Raw genomic sequence first — 17,403 nt, forward strand, 5'->3', positions numbered from 1 at the left:
TTAGCAAAACATCACTACTTGATGTCACTTATGAAATAGGATTTTATAGTGCTCTTTGTTTTAGATTTATTGCAAACCATTCCAACTTGGCATTTAGTAGGTTTGTTGATCGCTGGCATGGTCGCTTTTATTATCTCCACTATATCTGGTGGTGGCGGTGCTATGCTACTGATACCAGTTACCTCTTCGATGGTAGGGACAGCGATTGCACCACCTGTGATCAACGTGGCTACCTTTCTGAGTAATGCATCGCGACTTTATCTATTTTGGCATGATATTGATTGGTCATTGACCAAATATTATGTCCCAAGCGCTATCGTAGGTGCATGGCTAGCCGCATTGGTATTTAGTCGTTTAGACGCAGGCTGGATTCAATTATTGGTTCGGGGCATTTTTAGTTTCTACTATTTTCCAATACAAGTTTGGTAAGGTAAGCAAGACATTTGATATGCCAAAAGTAGGTTTTGTACCTGTGGGCTTTGCCATTGCTTTTATGAGCACATTGGTGGGTGGCCTCGGCCCTATACTTAACCCCTTTTATATGAATGCTGGACTGGAAAAAGAAAGCCTTATTGCTACCAAAACGGCTAATTCTTTCTTTGTAGGTATTGTACAAATCGTCAGCTACACCTTTTTTGGGATACTCACCGTCAAGATATGGGCGTATGGTCTTGTATTAGGACTGGGCGCCGTGATTGGCAATATCATTGGCAAACGCTTTTTAGCAGGCATTAGTATTAGCCAGTTTAGAATTATGCTGCTGATACTAATGGTAATAAGTGGCCTAATAATGATAATAAGAAATATTGATGTGCTGTTCTAGAGACTCTTCTATGCCATAACTATTCATAGTACATTTGCATAAACAATGACAGTACTTTCACCGCATATATTTTTACTGATTGAATATCTGCGTACAGTATTTTTATTAATTGCATTACAACTTACATTGTTGTTGTTCAACCATATAATACCTATAATTCGATAGAATCAATACATGTAAGATATTGTCACTCCATAACATCCAGTTGACCTACTTTAAAATAGTAGAGATCGTTGGTTCGAATCATATTATGTTTGCCAAATGTAGATAGCCCCAATCTCAAGATTGGGGCTGTTTTTATGCCTGCAATAACAGAGCTGTAGCGGAAAACCTTTAGTTTCAAAGCTTTGTAATCAAAAATGGTTATTAAGCGTCATCATAGTTCACTTAATAACCCAGTCGAAAACAGCTACCCTTTCACATGGATGAATCGTCTGTGTTTATAAGATCTGGCAAGCCTCATCAAAGTCCAATCTTGGAAGACGGCTATACAATTGATCTTCTTGACCATAACCTATATTAATCAGTAGATTTGAAGTCCATTTGCTATCTTTAAGAAAGGTGTTATCCACTAATTCATTATTAAACCCAGACATTGGGCCTGTGTCTAAACCCAAGGCTCTACAAGCCAAAATCAGATAAGCGGCTTGCATAGAACTGTTTCTAAACGCCGTTTCTTTTATGAGTTCAGGGCTAGAGTTAAACCATGATCTGGCATCCGTATGTGGGAATAATTTGGGAAGTTGCTCATAAAACTCTTCATCATAAGCGACAATCACGGTGACAGGTGCTGTCATTGTTTTTTCGATATTACCTGATGATAGGGCTGGCTCTAATTTCGCTTTAGCGTCATCAGATTTAAGAAATACAAACCGCGCCGGTGAACAGTTGGCCGAGGTAGGTGCCATTTTAACTAAATGGTAGATTTCTTCAAGTAGTGCATCTGGTACGTCTTTTTTTTGCCAAGCGTTAAAGGATCTGGCCTTGCCAAACAGTTGGTCAAGACCTTCTGAGGTTAACGATAGGGAATCAGTCATAGTACGTCCTAATTGATATTAATTTTTGGATAAGAATTGAAGGATTTTGCTATTGGTTGAGCAGGTTTCTGTGATTGTACTGGCATGGCCACCTGTTACCATCAACTCAAATTGAGCATTTTGTATATTATCGGCTAAAGCCAGACCGCGTTGCCATGGCACCAAAACATCATCAAGATTGCTTAAAACTAGTGTTTTGTTTTTGATATGCTTGGCATTTATCAGGGGTTGATAAGCCTGCAAGGCTTTTAGTCTCGTTGAGACGTTCTCGACTGGCGCAAAGTGAGCGATGGCTTTATTTTCTTTTTGCGTGAGTGTATCTATGTTGTCTGAGATCCAGATCGGTGGGTATAAAAATATCGCTTGGGCACGTACAAATGCCTCTACCCCTGTGTCTTGCAGCAAACTGGTTCGCATGCTAAAACATTTAATAGTGTGAGGATCTAGGCTTTCCCATCCATTTAAGATGACCAGTTTATCTAACAATTCTGGCGCTTTATAAGCGACTTCCATACCGATAAATCCGCCAAGTGCGTGACCGACAAAATGACAATTAGACAGCTCTTCTTGTTTTAAAATTTCGATTAATTGTTCTGCTAAATCTTGCATAGAATAGTTATCAGGTAAGAGAGCACTATCAGGCGACACCCCTTCTTGTTCATAGCAAATCACATTGTAATGCTCGGTAAAACTCTCAATTTGAGGTAACCAAAAATCAGCATGCCCGCCTAAACCTGAACTAAATACGACCGTTTCTGACGTGTCGTTCTTACAAGGATATTTTTTAACTAACATAGGGTTTCATCCAATTTCAGCAAAATTCAAATTGCGGTAAAAGTATCTAATAGCTTATAAAATCAAGTTAAATTAAATTTATTAAATCAATTCAACGGTACGCTCATCGCTTTCATCATATTCATACGCTACGGTTTCTTCTAAATTTTCGACTTCGCTTTCATTTTTACTTTTATTTTCAACAGCCTCTTGAGACTTGATATATTTGATTAATGCATCTATGGTGCCAACCTTTAGATTATGAGTATCGGCGAATTTCATCAGATCATTTCTGCGAGCCATTTCACCATCTTGGTTGATAATCTCTACAATAACTGCAGCAGGCTCCAAGCCAGCCAGCTTCGTTAAATCGCAACCTGCTTCGGTATGCCCAGCCCGCTCTAAAACACCGCCTTCTTTAGCCACTAATGGAAAAATATGACCTGGGGTTACGACGTCATCAAAGGTAACGTCTTGAGACACGGCAGTTCTGATAGTCTGAGCTCTGTCTGCCGTTGATATTCCGGTACTTACCCCTTTTGCTGCATCAATAGAAACGGTGAAATTTGTACTATAAGGTGCTTGGTTGTCTTTGCACATCAGAGGTAGTTTTAATTTTTTGCAACGCTCGGAGGTCAAGGTCAAACAAACCAAACCTCTGGCATGGGTGATCATAAAGTTAATATCATCAGGTTTGGCTAAAGTGGCTGCCATGATTAGGTCACCTTCATTTTCTCTATCCTCATCATCCATGATTATAACCATCTTGCCTGCTTTAATATCTTCAATGATTTCTGGTATTGTATTGATATTCATAAAATCCACCATTTGCATTTATATTTGCTTTTGTATGTTGTTATGTAGAGCCTATTATCAATTAATCACACGCTCTACATAACGTCCTACGTTTGCTAGGCCGTATAGCTACTTCATAGAAATAGTGGTATTTACACCTTCACTAGCATCTTCATCAAACCAGCGTGAGATTACTGTTTTGGTCTGCGTATAAAACTGTACCGCTTGCTTACCATAAGGACCTAAGTCACCGAGCTTACTGGCTCTAGATCCTGTAAACGAAAACATCGGTAGCGGTACTGGAATTGGTAAATTAATACCAACTTGTCCAACATCGATATCTTGTTGGAACTTATGTGCATGGGCGCCAGACTGGGTAAAAATGGCAGTGCCGTTACCATTCGGATTGGTATTGATAATCTTAATGGCTTCCTCAAGCGTGTCGGCATACATAATGCATAGGACAGGGCCAAAAATCTCTTCGGTATAGCAGCTCATATCAGTGGTTACATTATCTAAGATAGTCGGGCCAACAAAGTTACCCTCTTCATAACCTGCTACCTGACAACCACGGCCATCGAGTCTGAGAGTTGCCCCTTCATCAATTCCCGCTTGAATTAAGCGCTCGACACGGGCTTTGGCTTGCTTAGATATTAGCGGACCTAAGTCTTTATCATCCTTGCCAGCAGACACTACCAGCTGTGCTGATTTTTCTACAATTTCATCAACCCACTGTTTAGACTCTCCAACCAATACCACGACAGACAGTGCCATGCATCGCTGCCCTGCTGCACCAAATGCCGCTCCTGCTAGCTGATTCAGACTTTGTTCTTTATTGGCGTCAGGCATGATAACGGCATGATTTTTTGCACCCATCATACATTGCACGCGTTTACCAGCCTGACCGGCACGATCATAGACATGCTTACCAACTGCTGTTGAACCAACGAAAGATATTGCTTTTATGTCAGGGTGATCGCACAGCGCATCCACCGTATTTTTACCACCATGAACGACACTTAACACCCCTTTTGGTATACCTGCTTCAAGGGCCAACTCGACCAATCTCATGGTAACGATTGGATTTTGTTCAGAGGGTTTTAAGATGAATGTGTTGCCTGTGGCGATGGCCATTGGAAACATCCATAGAGGAATCATGGCAGGAAAATTAAAGGGAGTAATACCTGCACAGACACCTATTGGCTGTTGAACGGTATACATATCAACACTACTGGCGACGTTTTCGATGTAGCCACCTTGTTGCAAGTTACCGATACCTGAGGCGTGCTCTACGACCTCAAGACCTCTAAATACATCACCTCTAGCATCTGCCAGTGTCTTACCTTGTTCTTCAGTCAGTAGCGCCGCCAACTCATCCATATTTTCACGTATCAGTTGTTGATACTTTAGAAACACACGCGCTCTTTTGCTGATTGGTGTGACACGCCAGCTCTGAAAGGCTTCAGATGCCGTTTTGATAGCTTGCTCGATTTCCTCAGGTGTTGATTGTGGTACCTTGGCGATAACTTCTTGCGTGGCTGGATTGGTGATATCAATCCATTCTGTGGTAGTTGACTCGGTAAATTCGCCATTAATCAATTGTTGTACGCTGCGTGGTTCTGTATTCATGACACGATTCCTTAAGGTAATATCAAGTAGGGTTTAATTTTATGGATTGAGTTTTAAGAGCGGCTCTGATGTAGCGATTTCTCTCTCAGTGGTCACGCTCATCTCTTTTTGTTTGTTTTTAAAATTGAAAACGAGATTCATAAGAATGGCCAAGAAAGTAGCGGTACCGATACCGCCTAAATCAAAGCCTGCAATGTTTAGTGAATAGTTGCCAGTACCTAAGATTACTGGGACGGCGGCTACCAACATATTGCCATTCTTACTGAAATCAATTTTTGCATTCATCCAAATGCGCGCACCAGCGATCGTGATTAAACCAAAGACAACGATTGAAGCACCGGTCAAAATAGGCACAGGAATGGTACTTACCAAGGTTCCAAACTTAGGGGATAAACCCAATAAGATTGCAAAGACACCTGCTATGACAAAGACGACTGTAGAGTAGATTTTGGTCGCGGCCATCACGCCGATGTTTTCTGCATAAGTCGTCATACCAGTGCCGCCTACCGAGGCTGAAAGCGTGGTACAAAGGCCGTCAGCGAAGAACGCTCTACCCATATAAGGCGAGATGCTTTTGCCAGTCATGGCTTCTACTGCTTTGAAATGCCCAAGGTTTTCAGCGATCAAGATGATAAAGACAGGTGCAATGACTAATATGGCACTGGTCTCAAAGACAGGAGAATAAAGGGTTGGAATACCGAACCAAGCGGCATTTGCAATTGGACTAAAATCAATAGGCGTGCCCATGCCCAATACATTGGTTAATAGGAAATAAATAAAATATGCAGCGACCAATCCGATTAACAGTAACAGGCGTCTGACCATACCTCTGGTAAATACGGCGACTGAACAGATACACAATACGGTGACTAATGCCATCCAAGAGTCAAAGCTACTGCCGATGACGCTTTGTATGGTGACCGGCGCTAAGTTCAACCCGATAATCATCACAATGGACCCAGTGACCACAGGTGGCATCAAGTTCTCAATCCACTCTGTCCCTGTTTTCATCACCAGCAGACCCATCAATGCATATAAAACCCCGCAGACAACGGTACCTCCCAGCGCAATACCAATATTTGGATTGATACCAGTGCCGCTATACCCTGTTACTGCTGCAACCGCTCCGATAAATGCAAAACTAGAGCCCAAATAACTTGGTACGTGACCCCCAGTAATCAGAAAGAAAAGTATCGTACCTATACCCGTAATCAGCATGGTCAAGCTAGGATCAAAGCCCATCAGTAAGGGAGCTAAGATTGTCGCACCAAACATTGCGAATGAGTGCTGTGCGCCTAACACCACACTTTTACCCATTGGTAAGTATTCATTGATACCTACCGGTGTCGTTTCTAGGTTCCCAGTATAGGGACGCCATTTCACAAACCATTTATCCATTTTAAATATCCTTAAAAAAAGTAGAGGTGTGATACTTAGTTTTTGCACTTACTCAATTGATGGTAGTCTCGATTGAAATAGATGAGACTTTCACAATCAGGCTTGTGTTTGATATCCAACACTTCACAAATAAGAATATCGTGGGTCCCCACCGAGCTGATGAGTTTGATTTTGCAATCAAAAGAGATGCTGGCGTCCTCTAATACAGGCGATCCGGTTGACAGCGTGGACCAGTTGCCTTGCTCAAATCTTTCTTCCAGCGCCTTTTTACCGCCGAACACACCGCTTAAATCTTTATGTTCAAGACCAAGTGTGTTGACGCATAGCACCATATTTTCTTTAAAAAATTTGTATACAGAAGCGCTTCTGTTTAAACACACTAATAGGGTTGGCGGTTCGTCAGTGACACTGCATACCGCTGAGGCGGTAAATCCTGCGCGCCCTGCTGGACCCTCAGTGGTAATAATGTTCACTGCAGCCGCCAACTTGCTCATTGCATCTCTAAAAGACTGCTGCATGTCGGTTAAGTTTCCTGCCGTAGAGGTGAATGATTCTTTAGACTTATGTTTCATTAATGAGGATTGCGTTACTTGGCTTTCTTTAATTACTGTATTCATCTGTCATTTCCTTTTAAACAATATTCCGCCACATGTGTAGTCAACTAAAGCGCCCTACTACAGTCCAATGCTAGGGGGTTCAATGTCAGGTAACTTTAAATTCACTAACTGCAGTTATTTTTAAACAGGTTTTTATCCAATGTGCGCTATGGACGCGATTTCGACCAAAGCATCTGGTTTAACCAATCCACATTGAATACAAAATCTTGCTGGCTTTTCATTGGGAAAAAATTCTGCATAGACTTGATTGACCGCGTCATAATCTGCCCAATCTTTTACAAAGATCGAATTAAAGGTCACATCATCCATATCGCCGCCAGCAGTTTGAATAACGTTTTGAATCGTTGTTAACACATGGCGGGTTTGAGCAGCGGCATCACCCACATGTACGACATCGTTGTTTTCATCAAAGGGCAAGGTGCCCGAGACATAAACGATGTTGTCGGCCTTGGTAGCGGGTACATAAGGGGCTAATGGTTTGCTAGTACCTTCAGGGATAATCACTTGTTTAGACATATCTACATTCCTATTGCGGTTAGGTTAAGTATGAAACGCTTGGTTTAGATTTCTAAAAACTGGCTAGGTAAAATATTAGCTATCTGAAAAACACTGCTGCATGCTGGCAACATCAGAGACCCAACCAAAAAAGGTTTTTACGTTATATAGTGTAGCGTCATGAGCCTCTACTGGCCCTGCTTGATAACAAGCGTCATCTAATAACACCCCAAAATACTCAAGGAAAAATCCATCTCGAAGCGTAGATTCAACACAGACGTTAGTCGCGATACCTGTGAGCAATAAATTACGTATGCCACGTGACCGCAATACACTATCGAAGTTGGTGTTCGCAAAGCCGCTATATCGAGGTTTATCTATAACGATGTCTTGAGGCGCAGGGCTAAGCTCGTCGACCAACTCATAATCCCAGCCACCTTTTGCCAATAGCGTTCCTTCAATTTCAGGATTCTTACGCATGGTTTTTAGGGCATTTGACTTGTGATAATTGGGCGATCCACTACCACCAGCCTCTACATATTTATTGTCCCAGCCATTTCTAAAGTAGATGACTTGTATGCCAGATTGATGGGCAATAGCCACGGCTTGCTTGATTTTATCGATGACAGGTTTGGTCGCTGTGACATCAAACCCAGCCAAATCTAGATAACCACCTTGGCTGGCATACGCGTTTTGCATGTCCACGACGATCAATGCCGTCTGGGATGGATCTAACTTGATAGGTTCAGGCAACGACTCTAAAACAGGAGAGGATTCCTTGGTAAAGTCTGCACAAATTGTATTAACCGAATTCATATTTGCTCCTTTTATTAGGCTTCGCTGACAGCTTGGCTGGCAACTGGTGTATCAACATTGATGCGGCTCTGCATCAGCGGTTGAATTCTGCTACCAAAATCTTCCACGCCTTGCACGAAATCATCAAAGGTCAGTAGAACGCCATCCGTACCTTGTACTTCAGCGACTTCGTCTAACATACTGGCGACATTTTCAAAAGAGCCGACAAGCGTACCCATATTGATATTGACTGGTGAAACGCTTGAGGCCATATGGCGAACGTTGGTATCTTTGCCTGATGTTTTGTCCTTACCGCCTTGCGACTGCAACCAATCAATGGCTTCGAAATCCGCACCATCATTGTATGATTGCCACTTTGCTTGGGCTTTTTCATCGGTCTCATCTGCAATGACCATAAAGAGGACATAGGTCGGAACGTTACGACCCGTCTTATCCGTGTGTACCTTTAAGCGATCATTGATACCGGCATAGGCAGTTGGCGTGTTCAGACCTTTACCGAAGACAAAGTTGTAATCAGCGTATTTTGCAGAGAACGCCAAGCCTGTATCTGATTGGCCCGCACAGATAATCTTCATATCCGCTTTTGGAATAGGCTTCACCTGACAGTCATTCATCTGAAAGAACTCACCCTTCAAATCAGATTGGCCTGTTGCCCAAAGATCTCTTAAAATTTGTACATATTCAGATAGGTAGTCATAGCGCTTACCAAAATAATCATCACCTGGCCACATGCCCATCTGTCCATATTCTGCTTCTTGCCAGCCAGTCACGACATTCAATCCAAAACGCCCGTTTGAGATGCTATCAAGCGTTGATGCCATTCTCGCTACGATCGCAGGTGGCATGACCAACGTTGCTGATGTGGCATAGATTTTTATTTTGGACGTTACTGCCGCGAGTCCTGCCATCAGAGTAAAACTCTCGAGGTTATAATCCCAAAACTCAGTTTCCCCGCCAAAACCGCGCAGTTTGATCATCGAGAGCGCAAAATCAAAACCATAGTGCTCAGCCCGTTGCACAATTTGTTTATTTAGCTCAAATGTTGGCTTGTATTGCGGCGCGTTTTTTGAAATTAACCAGCCATTGTTACCAATCGGACAAAAAATACCTATTTCCATGATTTCACCTATACGTTTGAGGAAGAAAAGAGCGATAAAAGAAATAAAGATTATTTCATGTTTTTTATGTAGCATAATTTATGCCAAATAAATTAATTCTTATTTATCAATAACTTATATATTTTTTTCACAAAAATTATTAAACCATATGGTCTAAAAATATGCAGAAAAATAGTGCGGGCTGTTATAAATTGGTGCAAAATGTTATAAAATAGTGCACAAATGTATAAATTATTTATAAGTACATTTTGATGGTGGTTTGGATGAAGATAAGGTGGAATAAGCAGCAGAAAAGACTGGTCAACAGCAGGCTGCTTTAGTCGGTAAACCTGTAAACCGATATGGTATTGCTCGCTGTTGAAGTAGTTGGCATATCTATTTTGATCAACCAGTAGCATCTGCCTTTGGTTACTTCGACCCTTTTTTAAATTGAATCAACTATCATTTAAAATTAGGTTCATATGGCTTTACGGTGAGGGAAAATATAGTGAAAGAATACGCACTAAAAGAAGAGACAGAGACGAGTGCAAAGATATTAAAAAAGAAAGAACATATCATCAATGCTGCATTGATCGTATTTTCCCAAGAGGGGTTAAATGGCGCGCGCATGGAGCAAATTGCCGAAGAGGCTGACATATCCAAATCGAATATATTTTATTACTTTCAAAGTAAAGAAGTTCTGTATGTTGCTGTTTTAGAAAAGGTGCTGAGTAAGTGGCTATCGCCTTTGAGTGAGATTAACGCCAACCAAGATCCAAGGGTTGCCCTTAAGACCTATATTGAAGAAAAGTATAAAATCTCAAAAAAATCACCGGCAGCATCAAGACTGTATGCGTTAGAGATTATACAAGGGGCACCTCATTTGATGGCCGTATTAAAAGGCCCTTTGAGGTCTTTGGTTCGTGAAAAGGTGGCAGTGATTGATGGCTGGATTGCAGATAACAAGATTAAGTCCGTGTCTGCCATCCATTTAATTTTTCATATTTGGGCGGTGACTCAGCACTATTCTGACTTTTCTATTCAAACTGAAGCAGTGTGCAATCATAGCTTGAGAAATAAGAAGTTCGCTAATGAGGCATTAAACACTAGTACTCAGCTTTTGGTAGATAGTTTGATTCCGTGATTTGATATGAGTAAAGTACGGCTACCCAATTCGAAAAGCCCCAATCCGAAGATTGAGGCTTTTTTTATGTCCGTCATTTAAGGACTGTAATTTAAATAAAGATGTAGTTTAAATAAAACATTACATGACTAAAACTTCTTTTCTCCAACCCCTATAGTCACGATTGTATAAGGATGACTTGGGAGAACTCAGCACCTACAAGTGAGGTTAGCAACCAAGGTAAGTAGTGATATAATGCCCCGATAATTGATATTTTATGAAAGGGTTACATTATGGCTCGTACCGCTAGCGCATTGCACATTTTAGTAAAACATAAAGAACAAGCTGAGGACATTATTGCCAAGCTTAAAAAAGGCGCTAAGTTTGATGTACTGGCCAAACGATACTCAACCTGCCCATCAGGTAAAAAAGGTGGCAGTTTAGGTGAGTTTGGCAAAGGTGATATGGTAGGGCCATTCGATAAGGTTTGCTTTACCGGCGAACTATTTACTCCGCATCTAGTAAAGACCAAATTTGGCTGGCATGTCGTAAAAGTCCTTTATAGAACTTAAGCGTTGACGCTCTGATTGTAAGCCAACTGGAGTATGCCTCAAATATTGTCCTGATTCATATATGATTTATCATCGTGGTAATTATGTGCGAATCAGGATTTGGTTTTTGGTCGACCTATCCTTTCTAATTCTTACGTCAAACTCCCCTTATTTTATTTAAACAGTATTTTACTTAAGCAGTTTTCTACGAGTTAAGGTCAAATAGTGAGGGGCGAGACAAACTGTAATTAGCCTTTGAAACCTTTCGGTAGTTCAGGTGCTGGCAAACGTTTCATATCAGAGTCAACATTGCCGAAACGCTCATGGCCATTATTCCAATCAATAATAGATTGCTCAATCTCAGCTTTGTTATCAGCAACGAAGTTCCACCACATTAGCACTTGATTATTAAGCGGTTCGCCGCCGATAAACATGATACGTGTGCCTTGTTTGGCAGCCAGCTTAATACTTTTGTTATTGGCGACATCACTATCATTAAAACGGAATAACTGGTCTTGCTGACAGACCTTGCCTTCAGACTCTACCTCCCCTTCTGAAACCAAAATCCCGTACTCAAAGTTTGGCTCTAAATTCAATGTCGCTTCGCCATCTTGCTTAAAGTACACATCTATACCGACCAGTTTAGAATACTGAATGGTAGGCGCTTCAAATGTCTCACCTGATGTATTGGTATAACTGCCTGTCGTCAGTATCATCTCTACGTTGCCCTCGCTCCATGTCGGTAGCTCAGGATAATGATGAAAACTGCGTTCGATTTTCTGATCGGTGGGAAGCGCAATCCATAGCTGTACCATACTGATACCACGTGCGGCATTTTCTGAACCACCCGTATCTGGAAAGACACTTTGTTCTGTATGACTGATACCTTGGTGCAGACCCGTACCTGCGGTCATGACATTGACTTGGTTTTTGGTAATAACTTGTTCATTGCCCAAACTGTCTTTGTGTAGCACCTCACCATTTAGCATCCAGCTGAAAGTCTGCAAGTTAGTATGCGGATGGCGACCCACTTGCATCCCTTCGTCATCTTCATCAAAATCAGCAGGACCTGCATGATCTAAAAAGCACCACGCACCGATCGGCTTTTTGCCTTTGTTAGGTAGTAAACGTGCGATTGGAATACCGCCGACGCTAGCCAGTTTTGGCTCTAACGTTTGAATACTCATGAAATTACTCCTTTCTTGATACTCTATATATTACAAATAATGAGCGTAGAAAAGTGTTGAATGGTTGTTGGTACTTCCACGCCTAATACATTGGCATCTGACGTCTTATCATTTAGCGTTTTACCATTTATATTAACGCTGCTGCTAATAGCAAAGATATAAACATCGGTGCGGTAGTTTTACTGCTTACTTTCTCTGCAGCACTATCTAAATTTATTATGCCACTACAGGTACAATAAAAAGGATATATAATTGACGCATCTAAAATATGAGCAATGACAACATGGATATCGAAGGCAATACTGCTGATCAAATAGAAATTATCTATGAAGATGAGTATATAGTAGCGATTAATAAAGAAGCTGGTCTGTTGGTGCATCGCAGTTGGCTGGACAAAGGTGAGACACGCTTTGCCATGCAGCTCACCCGTGATGCGGTAGGCTGCCATGTGTTTCCAGTACATAGGTTAGACAAACCCACATCAGGTGTATTGTTATTTGCTAAGAGTTCAGCCGTGGCACGTAGCCTTACCGAAGCGTTTACTGAACGCAAAGTGACCAAGCAATATTTGGCTGTGGTGCGCGGATTTATGTATGAGCAAGGTACTGTTGACTATGCGTTGAGCTTTAAGCCTGACGCCATTGCCGATAAATTTGCCAACTTAGATAAACCTGCTCAAGAAGCGGTCACCCACTGGCAGAGTTTGGCACAAGTTGAACTGCCATTTGCAGTATCAAAAAAGCATGCCACTAGCCGCTATAGTCTGGTTCGCTTAACGCCTGAAACTGGACGCAAACATCAGTTGCGTCGGCACATGAGACATGTATTCCATCACATCGTGGGTGATACCAGTCACGGCGATATACGTCACACACGATTTTTTCGTACTCATTATGATTGCACGCGTATGTTGCTGCATGCACAGACTTTGGCGCTCAGCCACCCCGTCACTGGTGAGCCACTAGTACTAACAGCAGGATTAGACGATCAATGGATGCGTATCTTAGAAGAGTTCTCTTGGGTAGACAGCGCTAAAGCCTAAACTTATCTAAAATAGTCAGTGAAAAAAGCCAAAATACGGCTGCTAAAGGTTCGGTTCCCTAGTGAGGGCTTGAACACTAAGCTGTGGGCTAGTGGTATTAGTATCTTGAGCTATTTAGGTAGTCACGATGTACTTGCTAATGTACACGAAGTGAGTTTTTCAAGATTCAATCGAATTATTCTTAATTATCTTAAACAATTTAACAGGCCATTTGTATGAACGTTTTATTCGATGAAGCTTCAGTTGCTCTTAAAGAAGTTAGAGTGTTAGCAAATGAAGAGTCTAGGAAAGTAATGAGTCAGTTTGTTAGCTCATTTCCGATACGAACTAGTGGTAACGGAGGAATTGACTGGAACAAGGTTGATAAAAAAGTGCTACTAAACTGTATAGAAGAAATTAAAAATCAAATAAATCTCACACTAGCAGATAACTGTTTTATTATCTGGAATGATGCAGCACACCCGATTCTAGAGACTACTGTTGAAAGGATAGTAAATGCTTTTGACGACGTTACAGCTGTAAGTTTTGATACATGGATATTCATCCCAAAAAACAATAATGTAATTGAAAGTACTCCCTCCGGCTTAAGAATGAGTACGTTTTTTTAGGGTTTATCTGCGTATTCTATACGTGATCGGTGCGCTATACAGGCATCGAACTGCTAGTTCTAGATATGAACTTAGTAACTAAAAAATTGAAAGCATAGCTCAATTCAACAGATGGGTAGAATTTTAAATTATGATTAGAGCATTGAGTAAGAATGATATTGACTTCATATACATATATAGTGTTTATGAAGGTAAAAACTATAGTGAGAATAAAGTTGAAACTTATTATTTAGCAAGCTGTAGTACTTACCAAGGCTTAATAGTATATAGGGAAAATGAAGTCTATAACATAGAGGTGTTAGAAGACAGTTACTTAGACTTAACAACGGGTGATTTATCAGCAGGTCTGAATGATAGCATGCATCCTATACTCTACGACTTTCTAAAAAATGATTGGGAAACTTATGAAGGTATCGTTGAAGGGCAAATTGAACCTTGGCTTAAATTTCAAAAAGAATTGGGTCATAGACCTTGATCAAATAACTTAGTAAAACTGATAAGAGGTTTTAATTAGAGTATACCCCAACGGAACCAGTTATTTCACCCCAAAAACCTATTAACAGACTACTTAAAACAGACTGGTATAATGGAACCACTTATAACAGCTTTTAAGGATAGTTATATCTGTTAGGCTTTACTCGAGTACTTTATATTCTCATAATACACTTAAAAGATAGTCTCTTAGACTACGCTCCAAAACCTCAAGTTTTTCAAAATATCTTTTTATCAAGTCATCAATATCTTGTAGCACTGCGCATATAGCTCACTTAATGATAACTCACCGTTTTTTGGTGATCATTTTATCAAAAACCTTTTGCACAGCTCTGTGACTGCGCTCACGGATGTTAGTCTCATTTAAACTTATACATTTTTCTTGAAAGCTAAAAGATGATAAGAGAATAAAAAAACGCAGAGCACCATTTGATGCTCTGCGTTTGTTAGATTGAACTGTATTTACAGAATACTGCATCTAAATTGTAGATAGGCCGCTGTGATTGCCGCTGCATCCTCTATCTGCGGATAGTGACCTAGCATAGGCACATTGGTTATATCAGCGTTGGGTATCAGCTGACGGTAACGATCAATCATATGCTGACCTGAGATAGGGTCTTTGGCACCTGCGATCAATTTAACCGGTACAGTACTGTTGATAATCGCGCCTACCCATCGCTCGCGGTACTGCTGACGCTGTGGCATATAGTTAATCAACTTATGCATCACACCCAATCCATCATTGTGACTTAACAGCTGCCATAGCGTATCTATCACTTCTACTGTGGGCTGCGTGTTCGGGGCCAAATATCCGTTGTAGACTGCCCGCAAATTTCTGCTTATTAATCAGCTTTGATACCAGAGGTCCCAATGGCGATAGCAGTAGCTTCTGTACCAAGATAGGTTTGTGCGTCTCAGGAAACAGACCACCGTTTAAGAAGCATGCGCTAGCGATGTGTCGCTCAGCGCTCCCTTCTACTTGTCTGGCTAGCAATTCCTGAGCCACCGTATCACCATAGTCATGCGCTAATATATGATAATCACTAACACCCAGTTTTTCTAAAACCGCTTGATAAATATCGGCCTGCTCACTGATTAGATAGCGCGCATTTTTAGGTTTATCTGACAGCCCAAACCCTAGCATATCGAGGGTGATGACATAATAGTGGTTGGTTAGCGCATCCCACATGCCCTCCCAGTCCCAGCTAGCACTAGGATAACCGTGAATCAATAGCAATGCAGGCGCACTCTTGTCCCCTGCATACCGAGTGAATATTTGATGCCCGTTAATGGATTCATATTGCCCCTGCCGTTGCCACTCATCAAGAGTTATCATTAGCGACTTACTCTTCAAATGACGGGTCGGTGCGGCGCAATTTTCTTAACAGTGCAGGCCATGCGATATCGCCATTCGCGCCACGGGTGACTTGCTCTGAGGCAGCTTGGATACCGGCCAATATTTGTGCTGGTATCGGCGTCAAGGCACCTCCTCCGCTCTGCGCTTTGATCTGAATCTCACAAGCTCTTTGCATGATATACATGTATAAGAACGCATTGGCAACCGTATCGGCACAGGTGAGCAGACCATGGTTACGCAAAATCATAAAGTGAGCATCGCCTAAATCAGCAACCAAACGTACTTTTTCTTCAGGGTTTAATGCGACACCTTCGTAGTCGTGGTATGCCAAGTTGGATAGCGGAAATAATGATTGTTGCGAGATAGGTAACAGGCCTTTTTCTTGCGCTGAGACGGCAACGCCATCATTTGTGTGCAGATGAATAACGCAATGCGCATCATCACGAGCCTCGTGCACAGCACTATGAATAATAAATCCAGCTGGATTAACCTCAAACTCTGATGGCGCTACTTTTTCGCCTGCTTTATTGACCTTGACCAAACTAGAGGCGGTAATCTCTTCAAATAACATCCCATACGGATTGATTAAAAACTCATCCTCAGTACCTGGTACGCGCGCAGAGATATGAGTGAATACCAAATCATCCCAACCATAAGAGGCAATCATTCGATAACAGGCGGCAAGATTTACGCGCATCTGCCACTCTTGTTCGCTCATATTATGGTGTACACTCGAGGTTGAATCGGTTGATGTCACGGTTTGCATAGTTGTTTGCATGGTGTATTCCTTTACTGTGTTAGATATCCTGAATGATTACTTTACACCATTTCATAAAACCAAATCTGTCAAAAACATTACACTTATGAATATCAATCATTATTTAAATAACGACCCATGGTTTAGTCAACTACCAGCCATTGTGCAGCCGCTACTGGCAGGCGATGCGGTGCTAAAGGTATACCAAAAAGGCCAAATGATTCATGCCATCGGTGACAACGATGATGCGGCGCTACACTTTGTCGTGTCGGGTACGATTAGGGTCTGTAATGTGAGCGCTAGTGGCCATGCTATGACACTGGCGCATCTATCTAGTGGCGAGTGGTTTGGTGAGATATCTATCATAGATGACAATCCTCGCACCCATGATGCGTGGACGATTAACAAAGTAACGCTCATCTCTATCCCTAGAAATCTGGTGATTCAAACAGCGCAGTTGCATCCGATTTTATACAAGCACCTCGCGCTTATAACCTGCGAGCGAATTCGCCGAGCATTTGATTGGATTGACGATGCTACCTCACTCAATACCTCAGCGCGATTGGCTAGCATGCTGATTGGACTGATTGACACTTATGGACAGCAAATAGGAGACGATATCAAAATAGATCTGCGCTTATCGCAAGAAGAGCTTGGCTTTATGCTTGGTACTACCAGACAAACCATCAATAAAATCATTCAATCGTGGCAAAAGCAGAGCCTTATCGATATGCACTATGGTTTTATCACCATAAAGGACAAGCCCCAGTTGATGGCAATGATGAATCCTGCCTGACTTGAATAT

Annotated in this window: 20 protein-coding genes and 1 pseudogene; 8 read left to right on the forward strand and 13 right to left on the reverse strand. The window is 41.6% G+C overall.

Annotated features, from left to right (window positions below; all coding sequences use genetic code 11):
- Positions 1 to 48: 48 nt before the first annotated feature.
- On the forward strand, positions 49 to 429 hold the full coding sequence (locus tag SJY28_RS13335) for a TSUP family transporter (protein WP_379544843.1): 381 nt from the start codon (positions 49 to 51) through the stop codon (positions 427 to 429).
- Complete coding sequence (locus SJY28_RS13340) at positions 407 to 823, forward strand: TSUP family transporter (protein WP_379545007.1); 417 nt, start codon at positions 407 to 409, stop codon at positions 821 to 823. Before SJY28_RS13335 ends, SJY28_RS13340 begins: the two co-directional genes overlap by 23 nt.
- A 440-nt stretch (positions 824 to 1,263) precedes the next feature.
- Here SJY28_RS13340 and SJY28_RS13345 read toward each other — a convergent pair whose 3' ends face one another.
- From SJY28_RS13345 to rutA, 9 genes and pseudogenes are all read right to left on the reverse strand, one after another.
- Positions 1,264 to 1,860, reverse strand: a complete 597-nt coding sequence (locus SJY28_RS13345) for a malonic semialdehyde reductase (RefSeq protein WP_379544844.1) — start codon at positions 1,858 to 1,860, stop codon at positions 1,264 to 1,266.
- Between the two features lie 18 nt (positions 1,861 to 1,878).
- Positions 1,879 to 2,655 (reverse strand): pyrimidine utilization protein D, encoded by a 777-nt coding sequence (gene rutD, locus SJY28_RS13350; protein ID WP_201567281.1) that lies wholly within the window; start codon positions 2,653 to 2,655, stop codon positions 1,879 to 1,881.
- A 147-nt stretch (positions 2,656 to 2,802) separates the two neighbouring features.
- Positions 2,803 to 3,450, reverse strand: a pseudogene (gene ribB / locus SJY28_RS13355) (3,4-dihydroxy-2-butanone-4-phosphate synthase); the annotation flags it as partial.
- 108 nt (positions 3,451 to 3,558) lie between these two features.
- Positions 3,559 to 5,058 carry a CoA-acylating methylmalonate-semialdehyde dehydrogenase gene (locus tag SJY28_RS13360; RefSeq protein WP_379544845.1) on the reverse strand — a complete coding sequence of 500 codons (1,500 nt, stop codon included), beginning with the start codon at positions 5,056 to 5,058 and terminating at the stop codon, positions 3,559 to 3,561.
- Positions 5,059 to 5,097: 39 nt separating this feature from the next.
- Positions 5,098 to 6,456: a solute carrier family 23 protein gene (locus SJY28_RS13365; RefSeq protein ID WP_379544846.1), complete on the reverse strand. Its 1,359-nt coding sequence runs from the start codon at positions 6,454 to 6,456 to the stop codon at positions 5,098 to 5,100.
- Between the two features lie 35 nt (positions 6,457 to 6,491).
- Positions 6,492 to 7,073 (reverse strand): NADH-dependent FMN reductase RutF, encoded by a 582-nt coding sequence (rutF, locus tag SJY28_RS13370; RefSeq protein ID WP_191114002.1) that lies wholly within the window; start codon positions 7,071 to 7,073, stop codon positions 6,492 to 6,494.
- Between the two features lie 132 nt (positions 7,074 to 7,205).
- A complete protein-coding gene (rutC, locus tag SJY28_RS13375) occupies positions 7,206 to 7,589 on the reverse strand; it encodes a pyrimidine utilization protein C (protein WP_057761062.1) in 384 nt (127 codons plus the stop codon).
- 75 nt (positions 7,590 to 7,664) lie between these two features.
- A complete protein-coding gene (gene rutB, locus SJY28_RS13380) occupies positions 7,665 to 8,384 on the reverse strand; it encodes a pyrimidine utilization protein B (RefSeq protein WP_379544848.1) in 720 nt (239 codons plus the stop codon).
- A gap of 14 nt (positions 8,385 to 8,398) precedes the next feature.
- Complete coding sequence (gene rutA / locus SJY28_RS13385; protein WP_057761066.1) at positions 8,399 to 9,502, reverse strand: pyrimidine utilization protein A; 1,104 nt, start codon at positions 9,500 to 9,502, stop codon at positions 8,399 to 8,401.
- Positions 9,503 to 9,989: 487 nt separating this feature from the next.
- Here rutA and SJY28_RS13390 point away from each other — a divergent pair, with 487 nt between their 5' ends.
- The gene (locus SJY28_RS13390; protein WP_379544850.1) at positions 9,990 to 10,625 is read left to right on the forward strand and encodes a TetR family transcriptional regulator C-terminal domain-containing protein; all 636 of its coding nucleotides are present in this window, start codon (positions 9,990 to 9,992) and stop codon (positions 10,623 to 10,625) included.
- 272 nt (positions 10,626 to 10,897) lie between these two features.
- Positions 10,898 to 11,176: a peptidylprolyl isomerase gene (locus SJY28_RS13395; RefSeq protein ID WP_102078430.1), complete on the forward strand. Its 279-nt coding sequence runs from the start codon at positions 10,898 to 10,900 to the stop codon at positions 11,174 to 11,176.
- A gap of 227 nt (positions 11,177 to 11,403) precedes the next feature.
- On the opposite strand, the gene SJY28_RS13400 is transcribed toward SJY28_RS13395, so the two are convergent.
- Positions 11,404 to 12,342, reverse strand: coding sequence for a pirin family protein (locus tag SJY28_RS13400; RefSeq protein ID WP_379544852.1), 939 nt, complete (start codon positions 12,340 to 12,342; stop codon positions 11,404 to 11,406).
- A gap of 268 nt (positions 12,343 to 12,610) precedes the next feature.
- Here SJY28_RS13400 and truC point away from each other — a divergent pair, with 268 nt between their 5' ends.
- From truC to SJY28_RS13415, 3 genes are all read left to right on the forward strand, one after another.
- The gene (gene truC, locus SJY28_RS13405; protein ID WP_379544853.1) at positions 12,611 to 13,384 is read left to right on the forward strand and encodes a tRNA pseudouridine(65) synthase TruC; all 774 of its coding nucleotides are present in this window, start codon (positions 12,611 to 12,613) and stop codon (positions 13,382 to 13,384) included.
- A 215-nt stretch (positions 13,385 to 13,599) separates the two neighbouring features.
- Positions 13,600 to 13,992, forward strand: a complete 393-nt coding sequence (locus SJY28_RS13410; protein ID WP_379544855.1) for a hypothetical protein — start codon at positions 13,600 to 13,602, stop codon at positions 13,990 to 13,992.
- A 130-nt stretch (positions 13,993 to 14,122) separates the two neighbouring features.
- Positions 14,123 to 14,467 (forward strand): hypothetical protein, encoded by a 345-nt coding sequence (locus SJY28_RS13415; protein ID WP_379544856.1) that lies wholly within the window; start codon positions 14,123 to 14,125, stop codon positions 14,465 to 14,467.
- A 479-nt stretch (positions 14,468 to 14,946) separates the two neighbouring features.
- Here the strand turns inward: SJY28_RS13415 and SJY28_RS13420 are convergent, their stop codons facing one another.
- From SJY28_RS13420 to SJY28_RS13430, 3 genes are read right to left on the reverse strand one after another with little or no spacing between them, the layout of a single operon-like run.
- Positions 14,947 to 15,210 carry an alpha/beta fold hydrolase gene (locus tag SJY28_RS13420; RefSeq protein ID WP_379544857.1) on the reverse strand — a complete coding sequence of 88 codons (264 nt, stop codon included), beginning with the start codon at positions 15,208 to 15,210 and terminating at the stop codon, positions 14,947 to 14,949.
- A 13-nt stretch (positions 15,211 to 15,223) separates the two neighbouring features.
- Complete coding sequence (locus SJY28_RS13425) at positions 15,224 to 15,820, reverse strand: alpha/beta fold hydrolase (protein WP_379544858.1); 597 nt, start codon at positions 15,818 to 15,820, stop codon at positions 15,224 to 15,226.
- Positions 15,821 to 15,827: 7 nt separating this feature from the next.
- Positions 15,828 to 16,619 carry a class II aldolase/adducin family protein gene (locus tag SJY28_RS13430; protein ID WP_379544859.1) on the reverse strand — a complete coding sequence of 264 codons (792 nt, stop codon included), beginning with the start codon at positions 16,617 to 16,619 and terminating at the stop codon, positions 15,828 to 15,830.
- 85 nt (positions 16,620 to 16,704) lie between these two features.
- Between SJY28_RS13430 and SJY28_RS13435 the strand changes: the two genes are divergently transcribed.
- On the forward strand, positions 16,705 to 17,394 hold the full coding sequence (locus SJY28_RS13435; RefSeq protein ID WP_379544861.1) for a Crp/Fnr family transcriptional regulator: 690 nt from the start codon (positions 16,705 to 16,707) through the stop codon (positions 17,392 to 17,394).
- Positions 17,395 to 17,403: the final 9 nt, after the last annotated feature.

Source organism: Psychrobacter sp. R86515 (assembly GCF_042466315.1).
GTDB lineage: Bacteria > Pseudomonadota > Gammaproteobacteria > Pseudomonadales > Moraxellaceae > Psychrobacter.